Source organism: Acinetobacter sp. TW_SC_4, from assembly GCF_054861205.1.
Genome location: NZ_CM142174.1, coordinates 2,265,402 through 2,288,302, shown reverse-complemented (window position 1 = coordinate 2,288,302; position 22,901 = coordinate 2,265,402). Strand labels below are relative to the sequence as shown.

Annotated in this window: 17 protein-coding genes; 5 read left to right on the top strand and 12 right to left on the bottom strand. The window is 44.0% G+C overall.

The features are described 5' to 3' along the window. Window positions 1-166: 166 nt before the first annotated feature. Window positions 167-1,138, bottom strand: coding sequence for a LysR substrate-binding domain-containing protein (locus tag ACWM1W_RS11100; RefSeq protein ID WP_004784727.1), 972 nt, complete (start codon window positions 1,136-1,138; stop codon window positions 167-169). Window positions 1,139-1,399: 261 nt separating this feature from the next. On the opposite strand from ACWM1W_RS11100, the gene ACWM1W_RS11095 reads away from it, so the two are divergent. From ACWM1W_RS11095 to epmA, 3 genes are all read left to right on the top strand, one after another. Then, window positions 1,400-2,623, top strand: coding sequence for an acyl-CoA dehydrogenase (locus tag ACWM1W_RS11095; protein WP_004784725.1), 1,224 nt, complete (start codon window positions 1,400-1,402; stop codon window positions 2,621-2,623). A 211-nt stretch (window positions 2,624-2,834) separates the two neighbouring features. After that, window positions 2,835-3,902, top strand: coding sequence for a 4-phosphoerythronate dehydrogenase (locus tag ACWM1W_RS11090; protein WP_004784723.1), 1,068 nt, complete (start codon window positions 2,835-2,837; stop codon window positions 3,900-3,902). Continuing rightward, a complete protein-coding gene (gene epmA, locus ACWM1W_RS11085; protein ID WP_004784720.1) occupies window positions 3,899-4,879 on the top strand; it encodes an EF-P lysine aminoacylase EpmA in 981 nt (326 codons plus the stop codon). The genes ACWM1W_RS11090 and epmA overlap by 4 nt, the downstream gene beginning before the upstream one ends. Before the next feature lie 17 nt (window positions 4,880-4,896). Here epmA and ACWM1W_RS11080 read toward each other — a convergent pair whose 3' ends face one another. From ACWM1W_RS11080 to radA, 10 genes are all read right to left on the bottom strand, one after another. Further along, window positions 4,897-5,355: a GNAT family N-acetyltransferase gene (locus tag ACWM1W_RS11080; protein WP_004784718.1), complete on the bottom strand. Its 459-nt coding sequence runs from the start codon at window positions 5,353-5,355 to the stop codon at window positions 4,897-4,899. Window positions 5,356-5,516: 161 nt separating this feature from the next. Next, on the bottom strand, window positions 5,517-6,749 hold the full coding sequence (locus ACWM1W_RS11075; RefSeq protein WP_004784716.1) for a multifunctional CCA addition/repair protein: 1,233 nt from the start codon (window positions 6,747-6,749) through the stop codon (window positions 5,517-5,519). An 83-nt stretch (window positions 6,750-6,832) separates the two neighbouring features. Continuing rightward, on the bottom strand, window positions 6,833-9,112 hold the full coding sequence (locus tag ACWM1W_RS11070) for an NADP-dependent malic enzyme (protein WP_004784714.1): 2,280 nt from the start codon (window positions 9,110-9,112) through the stop codon (window positions 6,833-6,835). A gap of 141 nt (window positions 9,113-9,253) precedes the next feature. Continuing rightward, window positions 9,254-12,130, bottom strand: a complete 2,877-nt coding sequence (locus ACWM1W_RS11065; RefSeq protein ID WP_104425879.1) for a putative bifunctional diguanylate cyclase/phosphodiesterase — start codon at window positions 12,128-12,130, stop codon at window positions 9,254-9,256. A gap of 177 nt (window positions 12,131-12,307) precedes the next feature. Then, the gene (locus ACWM1W_RS11060) at window positions 12,308-13,018 is read right to left on the bottom strand and encodes a 16S rRNA (uracil(1498)-N(3))-methyltransferase (RefSeq protein ID WP_004784710.1); all 711 of its coding nucleotides are present in this window, start codon (window positions 13,016-13,018) and stop codon (window positions 12,308-12,310) included. Window positions 13,019-13,049: 31 nt separating this feature from the next. After that, the gene (metF, locus tag ACWM1W_RS11055) at window positions 13,050-13,886 is read right to left on the bottom strand and encodes a methylenetetrahydrofolate reductase [NAD(P)H] (RefSeq protein ID WP_004784708.1); all 837 of its coding nucleotides are present in this window, start codon (window positions 13,884-13,886) and stop codon (window positions 13,050-13,052) included. A gap of 193 nt (window positions 13,887-14,079) precedes the next feature. Continuing rightward, window positions 14,080-15,462, bottom strand: a complete 1,383-nt coding sequence (ahcY, locus tag ACWM1W_RS11050; RefSeq protein WP_004784706.1) for an adenosylhomocysteinase — start codon at window positions 15,460-15,462, stop codon at window positions 14,080-14,082. Window positions 15,463-15,768: 306 nt separating this feature from the next. Next, a complete protein-coding gene (locus ACWM1W_RS11045; RefSeq protein ID WP_004784704.1) occupies window positions 15,769-16,293 on the bottom strand; it encodes a tetratricopeptide repeat protein in 525 nt (174 codons plus the stop codon). A 249-nt stretch (window positions 16,294-16,542) separates the two neighbouring features. Then, window positions 16,543-17,547, bottom strand: coding sequence for a Tim44 domain-containing protein (locus tag ACWM1W_RS11040; protein ID WP_104425880.1), 1,005 nt, complete (start codon window positions 17,545-17,547; stop codon window positions 16,543-16,545). A 117-nt stretch (window positions 17,548-17,664) separates the two neighbouring features. Beyond that, a complete protein-coding gene (radA, locus tag ACWM1W_RS11035) occupies window positions 17,665-19,053 on the bottom strand; it encodes a DNA repair protein RadA (protein WP_004784697.1) in 1,389 nt (462 codons plus the stop codon). 188 nt (window positions 19,054-19,241) lie between these two features. Here radA and ACWM1W_RS11030 point away from each other — a divergent pair, with 188 nt between their 5' ends. Then, the gene (locus ACWM1W_RS11030) at window positions 19,242-19,673 is read left to right on the top strand and encodes a hypothetical protein (RefSeq protein ID WP_004784695.1); all 432 of its coding nucleotides are present in this window, start codon (window positions 19,242-19,244) and stop codon (window positions 19,671-19,673) included. Between the two features lie 72 nt (window positions 19,674-19,745). Here ACWM1W_RS11030 and ACWM1W_RS11025 read toward each other — a convergent pair whose 3' ends face one another. Beyond that, complete coding sequence (locus ACWM1W_RS11025; RefSeq protein ID WP_004784691.1) at window positions 19,746-21,092, bottom strand: alanine/glycine:cation symporter family protein; 1,347 nt, start codon at window positions 21,090-21,092, stop codon at window positions 19,746-19,748. A gap of 321 nt (window positions 21,093-21,413) precedes the next feature. Here ACWM1W_RS11025 and ACWM1W_RS11020 point away from each other — a divergent pair, with 321 nt between their 5' ends. Next, complete coding sequence (locus ACWM1W_RS11020) at window positions 21,414-22,817, top strand: amino acid permease (RefSeq protein ID WP_004784690.1); 1,404 nt, start codon at window positions 21,414-21,416, stop codon at window positions 22,815-22,817. The last annotated feature ends 84 nt before the right edge of the window (window positions 22,818-22,901 follow it).

The following is a 22,901-nucleotide window of genomic DNA, read 5'->3' as shown; positions in this document are numbered from 1 at the left end:
AAGGCATTGTTTTGTAAAGGAATATATGGCTTACTAAATGTTAATAAAGCCCAGTAAAGTGTAAGTCCCAATAACTTGAAAACCGACGAGGGCTTATACCCCTCCGTGAGTTCGAATCTCACCGCTTCCGCCAGATACGAAAACCCCGATCATTGATCGGGGTTTTTTATTGTCTATTCATGGGGGATAGCTCAGACTCAGATGGAAGGCTGCCTTGAATTTCCTGTTGTATCCAGTCAACAAATTTTTCAATCAGCGGTGAGCTTTCCTGACTGGAATGAACCAGATAATAGCCTCGTTTCCTTTCTAAGGTCTTGCTGGACACCAGTACCAATTCCTGTCGCTTTAATTCTTTTTCAATCAGCATTTGTGGGATCAAGGCCATTCCTATGCCATGACTAGCCACTACAGCGAGCATGGAAAAAAGTTCATGTCGTTGCCCCTGAAAAGGATTCGGATGCTGGATCTGATGCAGCTTGAACCAGTCTTCCCAGATGTTCGGCCGGGTAGTTTGCTGTAATAAAGGGAGTTGAACCAGTTGTTCAGCACTTAAGTCATAGCTGTAGTCATTAATCTTCTGTGCATCGGGAAAATACTGTTGAATCAGATCAGGCGCACAGACAGCAACTACATCTTCATGCATTAGAAAATGGCTATGCGTACCAGGCCATTGTTCAACCTGTTGAGGAGTTCCTGCATAAATGGCAGCATCGAAAATCTGTTCCTGAAACAGAAAAGGGCGGGTGCTGGTTTCTAGATGTACCGTAATTTCAGGATACAGTCGATTAAAGCTCTGGAGTTTAGGTAATAGCCAGCGAGTCGCAAACGTAGGCACTACGCCCAGTTTTAAAGTACCGCCGCGGCCTTGATGCGTAATGACGTCTAGTGTTGACTGTTCCAGTCCTTTGAGATGCGGAGTGATACTCTTTAAATATTGTTGTCCAGCATGATTGAGTTCTACACCATGCCGCGTACGAGTAAATAAAGCTGTACCTAAATACTCTTCCAGTTGCTGGATCTGACGTGAAACTGCACTTTGGGTTAAAAACAGTTCCTGCGCAGCATAGGTATAACTGGCATGACGTGCAGCAGATTCGAAACAGATCAGCGCTTGCAGGGAGGGTATTTTTCTACGCACCTGTTCATCCTTGAACTTAAAATGGTCAGATATCAATAAATGGTATATCACTCTTATACTACTATACGACTTTGGTATAAAAAACAGGCAAATTGGCTAAACAAATAATTTCTAGAAATAGCAACTTATATAAGGTATGCGTAAATTGCATAGCTGCATGCAAATTTATTGTTTGAACAAGTCATGATTCATGCCTAGAGTCAATCTGAAGGATAAAACAACATCATCTAATAGATAGATGAAGGATTGGCAGGGAATACTATGAATCAAATGGTCGATACGAAAAAAACCAGCAAAGTCTATTTTAACTGGCAGGATCCATTCTTACTGGAGCAGCAACTGACCGAAGAAGAACGCATGATCCGTGACAGCGCACATGCATACTGTCAGGGCAAGCTAATGCCACGTGTATTAGAACAGTTCCGTCATGAAAAAACCGATCCCACCATTTTCCGTGAAATGGGTGAGCTAGGTCTGCTGGGTCCAACCATCCCAGAACAATACGGTGGTGCAGGTTTAAACTATGTCAGCTATGGTCTGATTGCACGTGAAGTAGAACGTGTGGATTCCGGTTACCGTTCAATGGCCAGTGTGCAAAGTTCTCTTGTGATGGTGCCAATCAATGAATTTGGTTCTGAAGAACAGAAACAGAAATATTTGCCAAAACTGGCGACCGGTGAATATATCGGCTGTTTCGGTCTGACTGAACCAGATCATGGTTCAGATCCGGGCAGCATGATTACCCGTGCGAAAAAGGTGGATGGTGGTTACCGTCTGACGGGCGCCAAAATGTGGATTACCAACAGTCCGATTGCTGATGTCTTTGTGGTTTGGGCAAAAGAAGTGTCTCCTGAAGGCAATGTCGGTGATATTCGCGGCTTTATTTTAGAAAAAGGCTGGGAAGGGCTTTCTGCACCAGCGATTCACGGTAAAGTTGGCTTATGTGCTTCGATCACCGGTGAAATCGTGATGGACAATGTTTTCGTTCCAGAAGAAAACGCATTCCCCGAAATTCGTGGTCTAAAAGGTCCATTTACCTGTCTGAACAGTGCGCGTTATGGTATTGCCTGGGGTGCGATGGGTGCAGCTGAATTTTGCTGGCACACGGCTCATCAGTACACCATGGACCGTAAACAGTTTGGTCGTCCATTGGCTGCCAATCAGTTAATTCAGAAAAAACTGGCAGACATGCAAACTGAAATTGCGCTGGGTCTGCAAGTGGCATTACGTTTTGGTCGCATGAAAGATGAAGGTATTGCTTCAGTCGAGGGTACTTCACTGATCAAACGTAATAACTGTGGTAAAGCTTTAGACATTGCCCGTTTAGCGCGTGACATGATGGGCGGTAACGGGATCTCTGATGAATTCGGTGTAGCTCGTCATCTGGTAAACCTGGAAGTGGTCAATACTTATGAAGGTACCCATGATGTACACGCCTTGATTCTAGGTCGTGCGCAAACGGGTATTGCTGCATTCTCCCATTAAAAGAGGAAACTTTTTAGTGCAGGGTATGGCTTTCAATAGCCTAACCCTGCGTCATTTTCTTACTCCAATTACACTCCTTTGCCGAAGTGATGTTTGACTTTGGCATTTTTTATATCTCTATGTTTGCAAGAATTCATCTAAAGCTTGAGTGAAAATAGTCACATCCTGGTTGACGCGGTATGATAGACAGATTCAGTCATTGGAACAGATTATGAAAATTGTCGCAGATGAAAATCTGGCATTTACCGATTATTTCTTTGCAGAATTTGGCGATATTCAGCATCGTGCAGGAAGAACTCTCACTGCGGAAGATGTAAAAGATGCCGAGGCTTTATTGGTTCGTTCCGTGACCAAAGTCAATGCAGCACTCGTACAGGACAGTCAGATTAAATTTGTTGGCAGTGCCACTATTGGTACAGATCATCTGGACATTGCTGCACTAGAACAACAGAACATTCGCTGGAGCAATGCACCCGGTTGTAATGCACAGGCGGTGGCTGAATATGTGATTACGGCTTTATTGCATTTACAACTCCAATTGATCAATGCAAATAAAGAATTCACCTTGGGTATTGTGGGTCTAGGAAATGTCGGTTCACGTTTGGCAACAATGGCCAAATTGCTGGGTTGGAATGTGATTGCCTACGATCCCTTTGTGCAGCGTGATCAGGTTCATCAGGTTGAATTTGAAGAATTGCTAAAAGCAGCAGATGCCATTTCCATTCATGTGCCTTTAACCAAAACAGGTCAGCATCCGACTTATCATTTAATTAATGCTAATGCTCTTGGACAAATGAAGCCAGAAGCCATTTTAATTAATTCAGCGCGTGGGCCAGTTGTTGAAGAAGCGGCATTAATTGCTGATATTCAGACAACTCAACGTCAGGTTGTACTTGATGTCTTTGAGCATGAACCGGAAATTTCTGAACAGCTGCTGAATCTGATTACCTTGGTGACGCCGCATATTGCAGGTTATAGTCTGGAAGGTAAGGCACGCGGTACTCAAATGATTTACGAGGCATTTTGCCAGACTTTTGGCTTTGAGATTAATAAGCAGTTTGAAAGCCAATTGCCTGTCTGTGAACAGTTTTTCCAGAATCAGGATTTAAAACTGGCGCTACAACAGCATTTAACCCAGATCTATGATATCGCCCGTGATGATGCCAATCTGCGTGCATGTTTAAAAGATGGTAAAGTCGATCAGAAAGCATTTGATTATTTACGTAAAACGTATCCACTACGACGTGAATGGGCCGCTCATGGAGGGCCAAAGGCATGAGGCAAACAGTATCTTATCAACCGACCTGCGACTTAAAAGCCATTAAAGCACGTGCCAACATGTATGCCCAGCTTCGTCAGTTTTTTGCTGAACGTGACGTGCTGGAAGTGGAAACCCCGATTTTATCTCAAGCTGGTGTGACCGATGTGCATCTGGCTTCGATTCAGGCCCAGCGTCATGTCATGGGTAAGCTCAGCACACATTATCTACAGACGTCGCCTGAATTTGCCATGAAACGTTTATTGGCCAGTGGTAGTGGACCAATTTACCAGATCTGTAAAGTGTTTCGGGATGATGAACACGGCCGCAAGCATAACAGTGAATTCAGTATGCTGGAATGGTATCGACCGGGCTTTAGTCTGAAAGATCTGATGTTTGAAGTGACAGATCTGTTAAATGTGACGCTTAAGGCCCGTTTTGGGGAAATCCGTCCCACTGTCCTTAGCTATAAACATGCCTTTATGGATCGCTTGGATCTCAATCCTTTACAGGCCACTTTGCAGCAACTCAAAGATTGTTGTCGCCGGGTAGGTCTCAATCTGGACTTGGGTGATGACCGTTTAGGATATATCGACCTTTTATTCTCACATATGGTCGAGCCAAGCCTGGGGTTCGATACGGCTGTATTTCTGACAGATTTTCCACCGGAACTGGCATCATTGGCTAAAACCAGAATCGATGAAGATGGGGAGCTGGTTGCAGCCCGTTTTGAGCTGTATATCGAAGGGCTGGAACTGGCCAATGCTTATGATGAGCTGATTGATGCTGAAGTTTTACGTTCCCGCTTTGAAGCAGATAATGCAGAACGGGCAGCGCTTGGCTTGCATGTCATGCCGATTGATGAGTATTTGCTGGCGGCATTGCCACAAATGCCGGAATGTTCAGGTATTGCCCTAGGTCTTGATCGCTTGCTGATGATTGCAACCAATCAGATGAAATTGGAAAAAGTGATTACTTTCCCTGCTGAAATTTCATAAATTAAATCCACGATTGATCAGCTGGTCATGACTGGCTGATCCAGATGCTTACGAAATCCAATACTATAACTGTCAAAGCCCAGTCCTTGATAAAAGGCATGCGCAGGATGGCGTTCTTCGCGTTTTCCGCTGTTGAGCTGAATCATCTTGAAGCCTTGCTCTTTTGCAATCTGTTCAATAGCAGCCATCAGTTGCTTGCCAATACCTTTTCCACGATGGGCCTGATCAATTACAAAAGCCTGAATCCTTAAATATCCACCGTCAAATTCCCAAGTGTATTCCTGAATAAAATCGGCATAGCCGATCACATGTGAATTCTGTTCTATAACCAGTGTCTGATAATGACTGTCTTGATGGAGATGCTCCCAACGCTGTTTGATATTTTCCAGCGTAGAGGGATAGCCAAGCTGAATCGTGAGTTGATGAACATCATGCAGGTCTCTTTCAAGATCCAGTTGACGGATGAGATAAGTCATTGGACATGGTCTTAGCTAAAAATAATATCAATCATAATCAATATTTACTTTGCTTAAGTGTTGAAATTACACGATAGCTTCAAAGAATTATTGCTATTTATATAGAAAATCGAGATGAGTAAGATTTAAGATATTAAAAGGCTCCCGAAGGAGCCTGATGTTTAAAGTATGGCACTATGCTGTTCTTTCAGTTCTGCCAGAGCGGCAATCCGTCGTTCAATTAGCATCTCACCAATATCCGGACCTTGAATTTCTGGTGGCAAATCTTGAGCTTTAATACTGCGAACCACCTGCATGGCATCCAGCACATATTGAGCCTGAGGATAAGCACGATTTTCCAACCCTAAGCGGCCGCGAGAGTCACATTCACAGGCCTGTACAAAAGCTTCAACACGTTCAGGACGACGCAATACATCTAGACGCTGTAATAAACGCCATAAAGTGCCAGGTTTTAAGTTAAAAGCCTGATGGCATTTTAAGTGTTCCTTACAAACTGCCAATGCCAGTTGTTTGGTATGAGTCGGAACTCTTAAACGTTCACACAGCTCATTTACCGGTTTAATCCCACGTTCTTCATGCATGATATGGCGTGGCAATTCTTCCACAGGGGTTAATGCCTTACCCAGGTCATGAACCAGAACCGCAAAACGCACATCCAGACTATAATTTTGGCGACAGGCTTGCTGTAAAGACATCATGGTATGAATACCACAGTCAATTTCCGGATGATATTCAGGACGTTGCGGAATGCCATATAAGGCATCCAGTTCCGGGAACAGTACTTTTAAAGCACCACAACTACGTAATACTTCAAAATACACATCTGCATCTTGTTCCATTAGTGCGCGTGTGGTTTCTTTCCAGACCCGCTCAGGTGTCAATGCATTAAGCTCGCCCGATTCCGCCAGCTGCTTCATCAGCACCAACGTTTCTTCTGCAATGCTAAAACCCTGATGTTGATAACGCGCAGCAAAGCGGGCAATCCTTAAAACACGTAAAGGATCTTCGACAAAAGCTTCTGATACATGACGCAGTACACGATCAGCCAGATCTTTTTGACCGCCATAAGGATCATAAATCTTGCCTGAATCATCCATGGCCATGGCATTGATGGTCAAGTCACGGCGGATCAGATCCTCTTCCAAGGTAACATTAATATCGGTATAAAATTCGAAACCATGATAACCATAGCCAGACTTGCGTTCGGTACGTGCCAGAGCATATTCGTCTTTGGTTTCAGGGTGAAGAAAAACAGGAAAGTCCTTGCCAACAGGTTGAAAACCTTCAGCAAGCAATTGTTCCGGCGTCGCGCCGACAACCACATAATCTTTTTCGTGATAGGGGTGTCCAAGTAAATGATCCCGAACTGCACCGCCTACTAAATAAACTTGCATGAAAAAACCTCTATTCTTACAAGCATCATGCTACAGAATAGAGGTTTTCTCAAGTCAAGAAGTTACGCTAATGCGTACATTCCTTAGAGCGCGTTTTTTTCTGCTTCCTGAATTTCAGCGACAGTTAACGCAGTCATATTCACTACGCGACGAGTCGTTGCAGTTGGTGTCAAGATATGAACAGGTTTCGCAGCACCAAGCAGGATAGGACCAATGGTCACGTTGTTACCTGAAGTTGCTTTTAACAGGTTAAACGAAATATTGGCTGCATCCAGATTTGGCATGATCAGTAAGTTTGCAGAACCTTTGAAGCGAGAGTTCGGGAATGCAAACTGACGGATATTTTCGTCTAATGCTGCATCACCATGCATTTCACCTTCAACTTCAAGCTCAGGTGCAGTTTCAGAAAGGATTTCATATACACGGCGCATTTTTTGTGCGCTGGCATCGTGCTGGTCTGAACCGAAGCTAGAGTGAGAAAGTAGGGCAACACGTGGTGTAATACCGAAACGACGTACTTCTTCAGCAGCCAGAATCGTCATCTCAGCAAGCTGTTCAGCCGTTGGATTACGGTTGATGTAGGTATCTGCGATGAACAGGTTACGCTCTTCAAGCATTAATGCGTTTAAGGTGAAGAAGGTATTATGGCCATCCTGTTTGCCGATGACATTGCTGACAAAGTCCAGATGGATGTCGTAGCTTGAGTACGTACCACATAACATACCGTCCGCCATGCCATGACGTACCAGCATCGCAGCGATCAGGGTAGAACGGCGACGCGCTTCACGGTGTGCATATTCAGGCGTTACACCTTTACGTTGCATCAGGTTATAATAGTCGTCTGCAAATTTTTCGTAATCCGGGTTCTTTTCCTGATCCACGATGGTGATGTTGACACCATCTTCAAGACGTAAGCCCAATTTCTTGATATTCGCTTCGATGACTGCTGGACGGCCCACCAGAATCGGTTTTGCCAAGCCTTCATCCACTGCAATTTGTGCAGCACGAAGTACGCGCAGGTCTTCACCTTCTGCATAAGCGATACGTTTAGGATCTGTTTTAGCTTGTGCAAAGATTGGTTTCATCATGAAGGCTGAGTTGTAAACAAACTCAGACAGACGTTGACGATATGCCGAAAAATCTTGAATCGGACGAGTCGCTACGCCAGAATCCATTGCAGCTTGTGCAACTGCAGGCGCAATTTCCAGAATCAGACGTTGATCCAGTGGACCAGGAATCAAGTAATCACGGCCGAAAGAAGCTGATTTTTCACCATAAGATGCAGCATCTGCTTCTACGTGTGCCATACGTGCAATCGCGTGTACGCAGGCAATTTTCATCTCTTCATTAATGGTGGTTGCACCAACGTCTAATGCACCACGGAAGATATAAGGGAAGCACAGTGCATTGTTTACCTGGTTTGGATAGTCAGAACGGCCAGTTGCCATGATCACGTCATCACGAACTTCGTGTGCATGTTCAGGCAGAATTTCTGGATCTGGGTTCGCCAAGGCAAAGATAATTGGATCTTTGGCCATCAATTTCACCATTTCTTTGGTGAGAATACCGGCTGCTGAAAGACCCAGGAACATGTCTGCACCTGCAATCACGTCACCGATCTGAGAGGCGTCAATATCTTGTACATATGCTCTTTTAGATTCGTCCAGACCTTCACGTTTAGTTGTTAATAAACCACGTGAGTCAGCAACGATGATATTTTCTTTTTTCGCGCCAAGGGCACAAAGCAAGTTCAAGCAAGACAGGGCAGCAGCGCCGGCACCTGAAGCAATGATCTTGATTTCATCAATTTTTTTGCCGTTTAATTGCAAAGCATTAAGAAGAGCAGAACCTACAATGATTGAAGTACCATGCTGGTCATCGTGGAACACAGGAATTTTCATGCGTTCACGAAGTTTCTGTTCAATATAGAAACATTCTGGAGCCTTGATATCTTCCAGGTTGATCCCGCCAAAAGTGGGTTCTAGAGAAGCGACAATATCAACAATCTTGTCGGGATCATTTTCAGCAATTTCGATATCGAATACATCAACACCCGCAAATTTTTTGAACAGTACGCCTTTACCTTCCATGACTGGTTTAGACGCCAGTGGGCCAATATTACCCAAACCAAGAACTGCTGTACCGTTACTGACCACTGCAACCAGGTTACCGCGTGCGGTATACAGTGCAGCTGTTGAAGGATCACGTTCAATCTCAAGACATGGTGCGGCAACGCCAGGCGAGTAAGCAAGGGCTAAGTCACGTTGGTTGACCAATTGTTTGCTTGGTGTAACGCTGATTTTTCCTGGAGTAGGGAATTCGTGATAGTAAAGAGCCTGCTGCTTTAAAGATTGTTCGTCCATCTGTATCTCTATCGTTGTAAAGATTACCCAGAAAGCGGGTAAAAAATTGCATTTATGGCTCTGAATATAACATTTGTTAAGCACTTAGCCCAGTCAAAGTCGACTATTTTTGCGACAATCTTATTCGAGGTAGATATAGACTTAGACTTGATATATATAAGTTTCAGCGATGCGATTCTGTTCTAAATATGCAGTTGCTTCCAGTTCAGGCAATGGCTTGGAGAAGAAGTAGCCTTGGGCAATATCACAATCTAAATCACGTAGATATTGCAGCTGTTCTTCAGTTTCAATACCTTCAGCGACGACAGTCATACCCATGGCTTTACCCATCGCGACCATGGCACTGACAATCGCTTCCTGTTTATGTTCACCAATTTTAGAGACAAAACTGCGGTCAATTTTGAGAATGTCAATAGGAAAATCGGCAAGATAGGATAAAGAAGAATAACCGGTTCCGAAGTCATCCAGCGAGATATTAATCTGGCGCTGTTTGATCTGGTTCAGCAGATTTTTGACAGATTCAGAGTTTTCAATCAGTGAAGATTCAGTAATTTCCAGTTCCAGACTGGTGCCAGAAATCTGGTTTTCGGTAATGGCCTGATCCAGATCATCGAGTAACTGACCACGACGCAGTTGCTGTGCCACGATATTCACAGAGACACAGATATTATGAAAGCCAAGGTCATTCCATTCACGAATCTGTCTAGCAGTTTGCTGAATCACCAGACGGCCGATCTCGGAAATCAGGCTGGTCTGTTCGGCTAAAGGAATAAACAGGTCAGGTGGGATAATACCTTTCTCTGGATGTTTCCAGCGCACTAAAGCTTCAAAGCCATAAATGTGCTGGTCATTGAAATTAATTTTTGGTTGATAGTAGACTACTAGTTCACCATTCTGGATGGCTTTACGCAGATCGCGTTCAATGAAAATTCCCTGTTCCAGTAAGGCCGTATTTTCATTGGAGTAGAAATGGATTGTATTACCACCGAGATTTTTGGCTTCACTCAGCGCCTGTTCAGCACAGTTATTCAAATAATCTAACTGACGGCCATGATCCGGATAGAAAGCCACGCCCATCGATAGGGTAATCACATAATCTTGTCCAAAAATATGGAAAGGAGCCTGGAAGGCTTCAGCAACTCGTTGACAGTGTTCTTGTACAGACGGGCGAATATGCGAGATTTCATACAAAATTGCAAAGTCATCGCCATTTAGGTGGGCCACAAACAGGGCTTCAGCATTGGTCAGACGTAAGCGTTGTGCCACCTGACGCAACAGCTCATCACCGCCATTATTAGACAGGTATTCATTCAATGGACGGAAACGGTCGATATTGAGTCGAATCACAGCCATTTTCTTGATGGAATCTTTTTGCGTCATCAGATACTGATGCAGCTGGTAGTTATAGTAAAAACGGTTTGGCAAATCAGTCAGCGTGTCATAATTTTCCAGATAAGACAGGCGCTGTTCCTGTAATTTACGCTCAGTCAGATCAGAAACAATGCCGATATAGTGGGTGATACGACCTTCATCATCAGTAATCGCATTGATATGCAACCAGAGTGGCATTTCTTTGCTGGACAGGAATTTTTCACTCAGTTCGCCATCAAAGGATCCGATTTTCACGACTTGCTTGATGATGTTGGAATGAATAGTGCGCTGCTGTGACTTATGACTTGCAGTGATATCAAACAGATATTTACCCAAGATGTCATTACGTTCAAAACCGGACAAATTCTCGAAATAAGGATTCACTTCGATATAACGTAATTCATCATTTAAAATGAAGATTCCTTCAGCCGCCTGCTCGATCACACTGGCTGCCAGTTTCAAGCGTTCTTGAGAGCTACGTTCCTGCTGAATATCACGCAAAATTCCGACCATGCGTAAAGGGCGGTGAGTTTCAGGATCGCGACTGATCACCCGGCCTACATCATGTACCCAGCTCCAGACTCCCGGTGCTTGCTGAATCCGGTAAGTTACTTCATAGCGCTCAGTTTTCCCACGCAAATGCTGTTTCATATTGCTTTTGAACGCAGCCAGATCATCAGGATGAATCATATGCTGTAACTGTAAATGATGTTCGCTGGATTTCCGTTGTACTTTCTCATCTTTATGATTGGTCAGCAAAATACTGCGGTCTTTGATATTCCAGTCCCATGGACGGATACCGGCGATTTCATGAGTCAGTTCAAGGTTTTGCTGCTGGTTTTTCAGATCAATATTAATCTGTTCAATATCATAGGTACGTTCACGAACTTTCTGTTCCAGTAGCTGGTTGCTGAGTTGTAGCTCCAGTTTAATATCTTTGGATTTATTGACTTCAGTTTGTAGCTGTTTGCATAGCTCATCAGTCCAGGCGACCTGCTGTTCGGCATTACTCACCAGCAATTCATTTTCTGCATAAAGGCGGGAAGTACGGGTATGAATACGATAGGTACTATTGGCACAGAGCAGGATCACAATGACTGCAAAATTTAGTGCCAGGCCAAAGACCGGATTGGCACCCGAGATATGAAAAAACTGAAAGAGTAAAAAGGGTACCAATGAAGGTAAAAATACCAGTGAAAAGTAACTGAGCTTCTGGGTTAAATAAGTCAGACCAAAAGCTTGAGTCACGATTAATAGCAAAGCCGAAAGGGTGAGTGCTTCTATTTCATCAAAATTGATATTGGCCTGTGGTAGGTAATAATAAATCAGAGAAATACCGGAAGCGATACAGCAACCTACCGCAAGGCTTTGAATCTGTAACCAGTAATGTGCATTTTTCAGTTGATATTGTTCAGGCTTAAAATACAGAGTATTGATGAGCCAGCACATACTAACGGTAATTTCAGTCAGGATAAACCAGAGATTAAAGTAACTATTCGATGAGCTATATTGAATGTGATAAACACAGAAAATATAGAGGCAAATAATCATGATACTTAACAGAAAATATCGGCTATGTCGAAGCGTGTTCGCAATCTGAGCACGATGCAAGTGCTCTTTGATATAAGCCTCTTGATTATCAATCATATAATTAAGTGCCTTGTATTCGTCCTGAACGGTTTTTATCCTAGATTTTAATTTTTATTCAAGCCTGAATGATTCTTAAATCAATCAATATGTGTTTCATTATTATTGACTCAAGAGTAGAGTGCTTATAAATAAAAATCAATAAAATTAATAACCAAATTTTACAATTTTGATCGCTTAAATAGTGTAATTCAAAATTGAGAGAGCAACGACAGGAGCAGTTTCGGTACGCAGGACACGCTCACCAATACACCAATTGACAAAGCCTTGAGCATTCGCCGCTAGGATTTCTACTTCACTCAAGCCGCCTTCAGGGCCAATTAGCAAAGCAATATCTGGTGTGGCATTCGCCAGAACATCAATTTCTTCTTTGTTTGGTGCTAGGACTAGTTTGGTAGTAGGAAGATCGGTTTCCAGCCATTTTTCAAGTGACATTGGCGCTAAAATTTTAGGAACAATATTCAGACCACACTGTTCACAGGCGGCAATGGCTACACCTTGCCAGTGATCCAGTTTCTTTTGATCACGATCGTATTTCAGTCGCATCTCACAGCGTTCAGAGGTTAAAAGCTGAATTTCAGATACACCCAGTTCGACCGCTTTCTGGATCGCATAATCCATGCGGTCACCTTTACTCATGACCTGACCAAGCAAGGCTTGAAATTTTGGTGTGCGATCAGTAGGGTTATAGCTATTGACCTGTACAGCAGCCGACTTTTTGGAAACTTCAACCAGTTCAACTTCATATTCACCACCTTGTCCATTAAACAGGGTGGCTTTTTCGCTGACTTGAGCACGTAAAACTTTAACCCAATGATGAAACACTGTTTCAGTCAGTTCTACAGTGGTATCTACTGCTAAATCAGCTTCAATAAAAAAACGCGGCATTAAAGTTTTACTCTCAAATCAGGTATTTTACTTATGCAAGACCGAGGTCTTTAACAAGTTGACGGGTTGGATCAGTGGTATTCATGGTATAGAAGTGCAAGCTTGGTGCACCGCCAGCAATTAGGCGTTCGCAGAATTTCACCACGACTTCATGACCAAAGGCTTTAATGCTTGCAGTGTCATCCCCATAAGTTGCCAGTTGCTTGCGAATCCAGCGTGGAATTTCTGCGCCTGTACCATCTGCGAAGCGAATCAGGTTACTGGCATTGGTAATCGGCATAATACCCGGCGCAACAGGAATATCGATTCCAGCTTTCTGGATACGGTCTACAAAGTAGAAGTATGCATCTGGATTAAAGAAGAACTGGGTCAATGCAGCATTAGCGCCAGCATTTACTTTATCCACAAAGTGCTGAATGTCTTTATCAAAGCTGTCTGCTTGTGGATGCATTTCAGGATAAGCCGCAACTTCAATATGAAAATGGTCACCAGAATGTTCACGGATAAAGCGAACCAGATCCTGTGCATAAGGCAATTCACCTAGGCCCACCTGACCAGATGGCAAGTCACCACGCAGCGCGACAATACGATCAATCCCTTGAGATTTATACAAATCAAGCAATTCAGCAATACGCGCTTTATCATCGCCGATACAAGACAGGTGAGGGGCAACAGGTGTGCCTTTACCGTTAAAATCATTGATCGTAGATAAAGTGCGTTCGCGTGTTGAACCACCCGCGCCATACGTCACAGAAAAGAATTCTGGATTCAGCAGTTGTAGTTCTTGATGTACGGTTTTAAGTTTTTCTGCACCCGCATCAGTTTTGGTCGGGAAAAACTCAAAAGAAATTGGAATCTGTTTAGACATGTTCAAATCCTTTTTATAAATACCTTTTACTTATCACCCTCTCCCTGACCTCTCCCAAAGGGAGAGGAGAATTCATTACTGAATTATGCAGGGTTTAAGCCCATATTTTTTTCACTTGAAGTCATTAAAACTTCATTGAAAATAATTTGGATGGTTACCCTCTCCCTAAGGGAGAGGGATGGGGTGAGGGGTATTAATATTTATAAGCATCAGACTTGAATGGACCTTCAACAGGTACGCCTAGGTAGTCTGCTTGTTCTGGAGTCAATTGAGTCAGAACACCACCAAAACCGGCAACCATTGCAGCAGCAACTTCTTCGTCTAATTTCTTAGGAAGTAGTTCTACACGAATCGCTGCTTGTTTTTGGTCTTCTGGAAGATCCGCAAATTTTTCAGCGAACAGGTGCATTTGACCTAGAACCTGGTTTGCAAAAGAACCGTCCATCACACGTGATGGGTGACCAGTTGCGTTACCCAGGTTCACCAGACGACCTTCAGAAAGCAGGATCAGGTAATCATTTTCATTATCTGAACGATACACTTGGTGTACTTGAGGTTTCACTTCAACCCATTTGTAACCACGTAGGTAGTTGGTATCGATTTCAGTATCGAAGTGACCAATGTTACAAACCACTGCGCCAGCTTTCAGTGTATCTAACATTGCAGCGTCACATACATGGTAGTTACCAGTTGTAGTCACGATCAGGTCGGTATTTTGAAGAAGATCAATATTTACATCTTCTTTTTTGCCTGTTTGAACGCCGTTTTTGTACGGAGAAACCACTTCGTAACCGTCCATGCATGCTTGCATCGCACAGATTGGATCGATTTCAGAAACACGTACGATCATGCCTTCTTGACGAAGAGACTGAGCAGAACCTTTACCTACGTCACCATAGCCGATCACTAATGCACGACGGCCAGAAAGCAGCATGTCAGTTGCACGTTTGATCGCATCATTTAGAGAGTGACGGCAACCGTATTTATTGTCGTTTTTAGACTTGGTTACTGAATCGTTGACGTTGATCGCAGGAACTTTCAGAGAGCCGTCTTTCCACATTTCCAGAAGACGTGCTACACCTGTAGTGGTTTCTTCAGTAATCCCGTGAATTTTTGCAAGAACTTCTGGGTATTTTTCATGAACAAGTGCAGTTAAGTCACCGCCATCATCCAGAATCATGTTGGCATCCCAAGGTGTGCCGTTTACATTGATTTGTTGTTCAAGACACCACATGTATTCTTCTTCAGTTTCGCCTTTCCAAGCAAATACTGGAACACCAGACGCAGCAATCGCAGCAGCAGCGTGGTCTTGAGTTGAGAAGATGTTACAAGATGTCCAACGAACTTCAGCGCCCAGTTCTACCAAAGTTTCGATAAGAACAGCTGTTTGGATTGTCATGTGGATACAACCCAAAATTTTCGCGCCAGCAAGTGGTTTAGCAGCAGAGTAACGCTTACGCAGACCCATTAGGGCTGGCATTTCAGCTTCTGCAAGTTTGATTTCTTTACGGCCGTAGTCAGCCAGGGAAATATCGGCAACTTTATAATCTGTAAATGAAGCATTAACCGCGTTCATCACGATCTCCTTATAAAAAACAATAATTGATCATTCAGTTCGCGGATGCCGTTGTTGGTCTGTCTAGAAAAAGTTGGACCGATCGTCGAGCCTGGCGCTTTTACATTTCGTACCTGTAAAACGTCGCAGCATCCCTCGACTAGCGGGGTATTGTACTTGGAAATTAATTTGGTTCCAATCCGAAATTGTTTAATATCTGACTAATAAGAAAATTTTGAAAATATTTTGAAAAATAATCTAGTATTTAAAAACTGAAATAAAGTTTTATTCTCGTAAAAAAAGCCCATCATCCGATGGGCTTTTTCTTTATTCTATTTCCTGCTCAGCTTTGTCTGCTTTTTGTGTCCAGTAATCTGCCTGTATGTCATCAACGACCACACCAAGACCATTGGCATAAATAAAGGCAAGATCACGCATGGCTTGAACTTCGCCCCATTCAGCTGCTTGCTTTACAAGAGCAATGGATTTTTCGACATCTTTTTCGACCACATCACCACGTCGGTAAAAGCCAGCCAGTTCTAAAGTTGCCGCTGGGTGTTTCTCGAAATTGGCTTTGCTCAACCAGTAATAGGCTAACTCAAAGTGAGCTTTGGAATCGTCAGGGTCTTCCTCAGCGATCTCTTTGGCATAAACCGTATAACCCTCACCGAGCCAGTACATGGCTTCAACCCAGCCACCATTGGCTGCTTTCAATGCCCACTCTTCGGCCAGCATGATGTCATCATCATGCTCGCTTTGCATATAGAGTTCGGCAAGCTCAAATTGGGCTTCGGCATTGCCTGCCAGTGCGCGGTTTGCCAGCGTGGCAGGGGGAGAAACACGCTCAGTCATGTCAGTATCTCAAATATCTTTGTATCTAGATTAAAAGGTTCAAAATAAAAAAGCCAATCCGAAAATTGACTTTTTTATAAAATACGACTGATAGCGATTAAAATACACAAACTAAGCTATTTGTTTAGAGGAATAACAATAAAACAAATAGAAAGAGAACAAGAATAAATTTAAATAGTTTTCAATGTTTCAGAAAGCAAAACAGCGGCCCGAAAGCCGCTGTTGATATACGATTTATGAGATAAAAACTTAGTCTTGCTGGATTCCTGCAACCATCCAATCTTGCTGAGAACCGGCAGGTTTGACAAAGTGCCAGATTTCAGCAAACGGTTGAGGTTGGCTATTCAGGTCTTCACTTACAGTGCCAGTGAAGCGTACGCTTACTACATATTGACCATTCTCATTCGATGAATCTACCACCATTGCATTCAGGTTAGAGAACTCAGCTACGTCCTGATCCTGATTTGCCATAATGTCGTTATACATCGACTGGTAAAGATCAGGGGTCAAGTAACGTTTAATTTCTGAAATGTTGCTCGCCGTATTCATTGACTGAATGTGGTTGAAACGTTGACGTGCCACACGTAAGAAAGTCGCAGGTTCTGTACCATCTGGAAGCTGGTTGCCGCTATTGGTATAGGCTGCACCAAATGGCGCGTTATTTACCGGAGCTGAACCAAACGGAGCATTTGTGCTTGGCGTGCTACCACCCACGTTCTGGCCAAAAATATTGGTATTGTCACCACCGCGAGGAGGTGTCTGACCAAATGGTGCTGAATGACCAGCACCACTATTTGGAGCGTATGGATTAGAAGCTACTTTTTTTTTTGCGCCCATCTTACGGAAAATGAAGAAGGCAACAGCGGCAGCAAGTAAAATCCAGATCCAGCCAGGAATACCACCTTTTTCCTCTTGTTGCTGTTGAGCTGCTTGAGCTTCAGAAGCCGCTTGTACTTCTTTGTCATCAGCCAGCGCATTGGCAGCAACTGCACCCACGGCAGCACCGGCTACACCGGCAGCAACCATACTACCTACGCCTGGGCCAGATCTTTGCTGAGTTGCAGCACCAGCGGCTGGAGCCTGTTGTGCTGGCGCAGCTTGACGAGGTTGTTGATAAGATTGAGTAGGCGCAGCAGAACGTTGCATACCATGGCTTTTACCGCCACCGGCACGCTTTGCTTCAGCAGTTAAAGGAGCAACCAGTAATGCTGCTGTTAAAAGACCTGCAATCAAACCACGCTGTCGAACTTCCATTCAATTTTCCTATGTGAAAAAAACTTATTTGAATACTCTATTTATATAGGCTTTATAGGGGATTTCAATCAAAAATGTGTATTTTTTTAGGCTTTTCGCAAGATTTATCGATTAAAACTAATTGAGTTCGTCACTTAGGCTCATAGCTTCACTCAGGGCTTCATGCAATCGGGCTACAGCAATGACCTGCACGCCGGGAATCGGTTTTTGCGGTGCATTGGCACGCGGCAAAATAATATATTTAAAACCGTGTTTGACGGCTTCTTTCAGACGTTCCTGACCATTCGGTACCGGACGAATTTCGCCAGATAGGCCAACTTCACCAAAAACAGCCAGTTGCTGAGGCAAGGCTTTGGTCCGGATACTGGATGCACAGGCTAAAAGTACAGCCAAGTCAGAACCGGTTTCAGTAATCTTTAAACCACCGACGATATTGACATAGACATCCTGACCAGAAGTTTGTACGCCACCATGACGGTGCATTACGGCAAGCAGCATATTCAGACGGTTTTGTTCTAGACCCAAGGCTACACGGCGTGGCTGGCCATGGGCATCATCGACCAACGCCTGAACTTCAACCAGGAGTGGGCGAGTCCCTTCGCGGCTAATCATGACGATGGAACCTGGAATCGCTTCATCATAACGACTGAGGAATATGGCAGATGGATTGGCCACTTCACGCAGACCTTTATCGGTCATGCCAAAGACGCCAAGTTCATTGACTGCACCGAAACGGTTTTTGACTGCGCGGATCATGCGATAACGAGAATCCGACTGGCCTTCAAAATACAGCACACAGTCCACCATATGTTCCAGTACACGTGGACCTGCTAAGGCACCTTCTTTAGTTACATGACCGACAATAAACAGGGCAGTGCCGCTATTTTTGGCGAAACGGGTCAATAGGGCGGCAGACTCACGGATCTGTGAGACTCCACCTGGCGCAGACTGCAAGGTTTCGGTATATAAAGTCTGAATCGAGTCCAGAATCGCAACAGCAGGACGTTCCTGTGCAAGCACCTCGCAAATGCGTTCCACACAGGTTTCTGCCATGACTTTCAGCTGGTCGGTTGGCAAGTCCAGACGCTGGGCGCGTAATGCCACCTGAGACAGGGATTCTTCACCTGTGACATACAGGGCTGAGCTATTACCCGCTGCCATGTGAGTTGCGGTTTGCAATAAGATAGTTGACTTACCAATCCCCGGGTCACCACCAATCAGCACCACAGAACCTGTGACCAGACCACCGCCTAAGACTCGGTCAAACTCACCAATCCCTGTTTGCAACCGGGTTTCATGTGAAACGGAGACTTTATTTAAAGTGGTAATCGCAGCTGCCTGACCGGCATATCCGCCAATTTTTGGCTGAGCACGATGTGTCGTTGCTGGCACAATACTGACTTCTACCAGACTGTTCCATTCCCCACATTCAGAACACTGACCCGCCCATTTGGGATGGTCTGCTCCACATTGTTCACAACGATACACACTTTTTGCTTTAGCCATAATTTCCGAAAATAAATATTGGGAATAGGGGCTACAGCATAGCGGTGAATGAGACTGAAAACCAAGACCTTTGGCTGAAAAAGTCAGTGATTTACGTCAGCATATGACGCTTATGAATTCACCATCCTACATGAAAGTGAAATACCTCCTATAATGAGAAAATTCATCACGGGTACAGGAAGCCTGACATGCCACAACTTTTAAAACATATCGATGCAATCGCACGTGAAAAAGACCGTGATGTATTATTTGTACATTTTGAAAATTACGAACATGAAAATGCAGATGCTGAGTCCTATCATTTGCGGCAGAACCTAGTGGAATGGCTGAAGCAACGCCAAATTAACTTTGCACCCTGTATGGGTATAGAACAGCCTGGTGTGATTGAAAGTTATTCAGGTGATCTTTATATCGATGTGCCATTTGATGAAGCTAATCCAATTTACCAAATGGTCAGTGAGCATCTGGAAGATGCCGAAGGGGAAATGAGGATTCCGGGAGTGCTGTTCTTTGTATTATCTCTAGAAACTGCGCTGGAAATTGAAGCCGATCGTGAAGAGTTCTTAAATCTAAATCAAGCTCATGATGATGACGATGGATTTTCTGGCCGTTTGAACTGATATTTTTAGCAAACTTAACTAATAAAAAAGCCACGATGAACGTGGCTTTTTTATTAAGGGTTTTAAATTTTATTAATACAGTTCACCTGATTTACGGCGAGCAATAAAATCTTTGGATTCTTTCACGATCACCCCAGACAGCAGTAACAGGCCGATCAAGTTTGGAATTGCCATCAAACCGTTGAAGGTATCTGCAAACAGCCACACCAGATCCAGTGTCGCGACACAGCCAATAAATACTGACAGGATATAGATGATGCGATAAGGGAATACAAATTTCTCACCGAGCAGATAAGTTGCACATTTTTCCCCGTAGTAGCTCCAGCCTAAAATGGTAGAATAGGCGAAGAAGATAATACCGAAGGTCACGATCCAGCCACCAACACCTGGCAGCAGTTTGTTAAATGTAGAAACGGTCAGAACAGCACCGGTTTGTCCACCAAAATCACTGCCGGCCATGATGAAGCCCATCACCAGGACAATACCCGTAATCGAACAGACAATAATCGTGTCAATAAAAGTTCCGGTCATAGACACTAGACCTTGGCGCGCAGGATGATCGGTTTTTGCAGCAGCAGCGGCAATCGGTGCCGAACCCATACCAGCTTCATTCGAGAAGACACCACGCGCGACACCATAACGAATTGCCGCACCAATTGCACCACCTACAGCAGCTTCACCAGTAAAGGCATAGGTGAAAATCATTTTCAGTGCAGGGCCCACTAAATCGAGATGGGTGAAAATAATGATCAGACCGCCCACTACATAGCCAATCGCCATAATTGGAACGATGAAAGAGGCAGCCCTAGAAATCCACTTAATCCCGCCCAGAATCACCAGTGCAGAAAACGCAGTAATCACGATACCTGTAACCCAGGTTTCCAGACCGAAACCATTTTCTACCGCAAGTGCAACGGTATTAGATTGAACAGAACTACCAATTCCAAAAGACGCTACAGCACCAAAGAATGCAAAGATTAGTGCCAGCCATTTCCATTTCAGGCCGCGCTCAATGTAATACATTGGACCGCCAGACATTTCACCGCGTTCATTTTTAACCCTGTATTTGACGGCCAGTACGCCTTCGCCATATTTGGTTGCCATTCCGAACAGGGCAGTCATCCACATCCAGAATACGGCCCCTGGGCCGCCCAGTACACAGGCAGTTGCCACACCGGCAATATTACCGGTACCGATGGTAGCTGACAGTGCGGTCATGAGTGAGCCAAACTGGGAAATATCACCTTCATGCGAAGGGTGTTTGCCAAAAACCTGTTTAAAGGCCAGTGGCAACATGCGGAACTGCCAGAACAGCAGGCGGAAGGTCAGGAATATACCGGTCCCGACAATGAGGACCAGCATATAAGGGCCCCAGACCCAGCCACTGACGGTTTCCATGATGCTTTGTAAATTTTGCATAAATTTCTTCTTATTTATCCGTGTCAGCTTTATTTGAGATGTTGATTGAAAAGCAATTGCTATGCCATGCGCGCTCATCCTAAACGCGAATATTGGCGGATTTGTATTCTATTTTTTACATAGTTTCAGCGCTTTGACAAGAAAAATCCTGTATTCATCGCGCCTTAAAACTAAGACTAAAGATAAATGAATATTGATATAAGAAAAATAAATTAACTTGCAAGATTAGTTGGAAAATACAAATGATGCGAATTTTCTTTTTGTATTCCGGGTTTTTTACGTTAATTTGTCGCGATTAAAACTCAAAGTTGAAATGAAATAATGTCAGAAAAATATAGTCACTCATCATCGGAAGATGGTGAGCTACAGCGTAGTTTATCCAACCGGCACCTGCAGTTAATTGCCATTGGGGGTGCGATTGGCACCGGCCTGTTTATGGGTTCAGGGAAAACCATTAGCTTGGCAGGACCATCTATTCTGGTGATTTATATGATCATCGGTTTTATGGTGTTTCTGGTCATGCGCGCTTTGGGTGAATTATTATTATCCAATCTGCAATATAAATCTTTTATCGATTTTGCCACCGATCTGATCGGGCCATGGGCAGGTTATTTTGTCGGCTGGACGTACTGGTTATGCTGGATCACGATTGGTATCGCGGATTTGTCAGCCATTATCTATTACTTGCAATTCTTTAATAACGGTCTGCCATTTACTCCGGGCGAAGGTGTGCTGATCAGTATTGCCTCTATTGTCTTCATCATGGGATTGAACCTGGCAACCGTGAAACTGTTTGGTGAAATGGAGTTCTGGTTTGCCCTGATCAAGATTATCGCCATTATTGTACTGATCGCTGTAGGTTTATGGATGATCTTTACTGGCTTCACAAATGATGCAGGTACGGTCGCTTCATTTGCCCATATCTGGGATCATGGCGGTTTATTTCCGACTGGGACTATGGGTTTCCTGGCTGGTTTCCAAATTGCGATTTTCGCCTTTGTAGGTGTAGAGCTGGTTGGTACTACGGCTGCTGAAACCAAAGATCCAGAGCGTAACCTGCCGAAAGCGGTGAACTCGATTCCGATCCGTATCATTATTTTCTATGTGCTTGCTCTGATCATTGTGATGTCAGTGACACCATGGGATCAGATCAATCCAAATGTTTCTCCGTTCGTGAATCTGTTCAGTCAGGCCGGTATTGCGGCGGCAGCAATCATCATGAACCTGGTGGTGCTGTCATCAGTAATGTCATCAATGAACAGTGGGGTGTTCTCGACCAGCCGTATGCTGTTTGGTTTGTCTCGGGAAGAACAGGCACCTAAAGCCTTTGGTCGTTTGAATTCGCGCGCCGTTCCAGCGAATGCATTGTATTTCTCTGCGATCTGTTTATTGCTCGGTGCAGCATTACAGTACTTCGTGCCGAATACGGTTGAAGCATTTACCTTAGCAACGACTCTATCGACCATTTTTTTTATCTGTGTATGGCTGATCATTATCTGGAGCTACATGATCTATTACCGTACTCGTCCAGAATTGCATGCTCAATCCATATTCAAGCTGCCTGGTGGATTGGTGACTTGCTGGATCGTGATTATTTTCTTTGTCGGCATGATTGGTGTGTTATCGCTGGAAGATGATACCCGTCGTGCCTTGATGGTCAGCCCGGTCTGGTTCATTTTACTGATTATTGGATATTTAGGCTTCTATAAACAGAAACATAAATAATCCATATCAATAAAAACGTCAGCGATCTGCTGGCGTTTTTTTATGTCTGAATATACTCTCTAGCGTTTAGCGCTTTGGTCATGC